Genomic DNA, 1,925 nt, shown 5'->3' with positions numbered 1-1,925 from the left:
TATCCGGTTTATGGTAATCTAAAAGTCGCATAACAAGGCATTCAAACGGACAAAAAACAGTTGGCTGTTTTCACTTCGTTCAACATTTTAGCCAACAATTTTTTGCCGCTTAATGTGGCGTTATATTTTTTTGGAGAATTACTGTTTTGAAACTATGTCTAATAATTTTAAAGTTTATCTTGCTAGGACTTTTGATCTCTTCTTTTTACTTATTTAATAAATTCGTAGAGGATATTAATATAGCCTGCTTTCTCTCAATGATTAGTGGGGCATTAATTTACCCTGTATTTAAGCTTTCTACTTCGCCACCAACGGGACCATTGACATTAGAAGGGTTTGGTAAAAAAACACCTGTAGGGTTAGCAATAATACTATCTGGATTATTCGCATTGATACCTCTTTCTTTCCAGCCTCAACTCTCCAAAGCTTACACATCATACCTAGGTTTGATTCAAGGCTCAGATTTTTCACTATTTAGCCTAGAGCAGTTATGGTTTTTATTTGTGTTTGGAGGTCAGTTATTATTAGGTGCAATGGGAGTTCTTATCGTGTTGTTTCTTTTCCAAATAATGTCAAAACGAGTTGTTGATCATTATGCGGGTTAAAAAATATAACAAGTCGTTTAAACGGAATAAAAACAGTTGGCCATCGCTTCGCGATTATAGCCAACCATTTTTATCCGCTTAACGAGGCGTTAGGCATACATTAAATGGATATCAGTGTAAATTTCAATTCAGATCTCTTCCATCCTCATTTAGCAGATGAAGCTCAGGTTAACCCTGGAGTATATGGTGCGGAGTTAGCTTGGTGGCTTGGGAAAGAACTTGCTAAAAAAGGTGTTCCCACAACATACCCGGAGTCAGAAGATTGGGGTTGGTTCATTGAATATATTGTAGATGATAATGAATATTCACTTTGTTGTGCGAATGTAGAAAATCGAATCAATGAATGGCATATTTACTTAAATCCACATGCTAAAAGTCTGTTTGGCCGAAACAAAGCAAAAATAGAGGATGCTCATTTGCTTATCTCTGCTTTAAAGGAACTGTTAGAAAAAAACAAAGAAATCATAAATGTCGTATGGTGCGGCACATATGCCTAACAAGGCGTTCAAACGGACAAAAAACAGTTGGCTGTTTCACTCCGTTCACAATTTTAGCCAACAATTTTTTGCCGCTTAACGTGGCGTTAGGAATACAAAAGGAGTTTGGCATGAATCGATATATTTTAGGAATAGTAGGGACACTTGTTTTATTTGGTTGTAAAACGACACCCACGGAGCAATATCAAGGTTTACAATTAACTGAAGCTGAGTTGCTTTCGGAAAAATGGGAAAAATTAGAACGTTTTCCTCCCCTGTATCCTATCGAAGATGCGAGAGCAGGAAAAGAAGGCTGTGCTTCTGTTGAGTATGTTATTACTCCAGATAACGAAATCAAAGATATTAAAATCGTTTCCTCAACGAGTAAACATTTTGCTAAACAAGCAAAACTTAATGTAAAAAAATGGAAATGGTCTGTATTACCTAAAGGTATTATCCAAGATCCTATTAAAACTAATACTCAATTTCAGTTTTGTTTAGAGACTGGAGATGGGCATTGCTCGGAAAGCAACTCAATTGAAAATAATCAGTGCATTGGAGAAGATGTCATTTATTCAACAGGCTATAGAATCAAGCGTGGTGGGTAAGTATTCCTAACAAGAAAATCAACAAGGACACGTAACAGTTGGCTACGTTTCGCTTCGCTACACAATTTTAGCCAACCATTACTTAGCCTGTTATTTAGGCGTTAGGTTAACAAGGAGGATTCACATTGAAGTGTCCACATTGCGATAAAAAAATAAGTCTATTTTCTAAAACTTTGAATAAATTTGGCAAAGTTAAAGTATGCCCTCATTGCTCTGAACAATTTAAATCATTTATA

At 35.9% G+C, this 1,925-nt stretch carries 3 protein-coding genes; all 3 read left to right on the top strand.

Annotated elements, in window-relative coordinates; translation table 11 throughout:
- The first annotated feature begins 191 nt into the window (after positions 1-191).
- The 3 genes from H4J67_RS19780 to H4J67_RS19770 all read left to right on the top strand — a co-directional run bounded on the left by H4J67_RS19780 (position 192) and on the right by H4J67_RS19770 (position 1,689).
- A complete protein-coding gene (locus tag H4J67_RS19780; RefSeq protein WP_182204844.1) occupies positions 192-605 on the top strand; it encodes a hypothetical protein in 414 nt (137 codons plus the stop codon).
- 104 nt (positions 606-709) lie between these two features.
- Positions 710-1,102: a hypothetical protein gene (locus H4J67_RS19775; protein ID WP_182204841.1), complete on the top strand. Its 393-nt coding sequence runs from the start codon at positions 710-712 to the stop codon at positions 1,100-1,102.
- 110 nt (positions 1,103-1,212) lie between these two features.
- Positions 1,213-1,689 (top strand): energy transducer TonB, encoded by a 477-nt coding sequence (locus H4J67_RS19770; protein ID WP_182204839.1) that lies wholly within the window; start codon positions 1,213-1,215, stop codon positions 1,687-1,689.
- Positions 1,690-1,925: the final 236 nt, after the last annotated feature.

The sequence above is a fragment of the Colwellia sp. BRX10-4 genome (assembly GCF_014077465.1).
Lineage (GTDB): Bacteria > Pseudomonadota > Gammaproteobacteria > Enterobacterales > Alteromonadaceae > Colwellia_A.
Note: the sequence above shows the minus strand (reverse complement) of the source record. Positions and strands in the feature narration are given on the sequence as shown.

Coding starts and splice junctions, on each gene's coding strand:
- H4J67_RS19775 (WP_182204841.1), top strand. CDS start 710: ATGGATATCAGTGTAAATTTCAATTCAGATCTCTTCCATCCTCATTTA.
- H4J67_RS19770 (WP_182204839.1), top strand. CDS start 1,213: ATGAATCGATATATTTTAGGAATAGTAGGGACACTTGTTTTATTTGGT.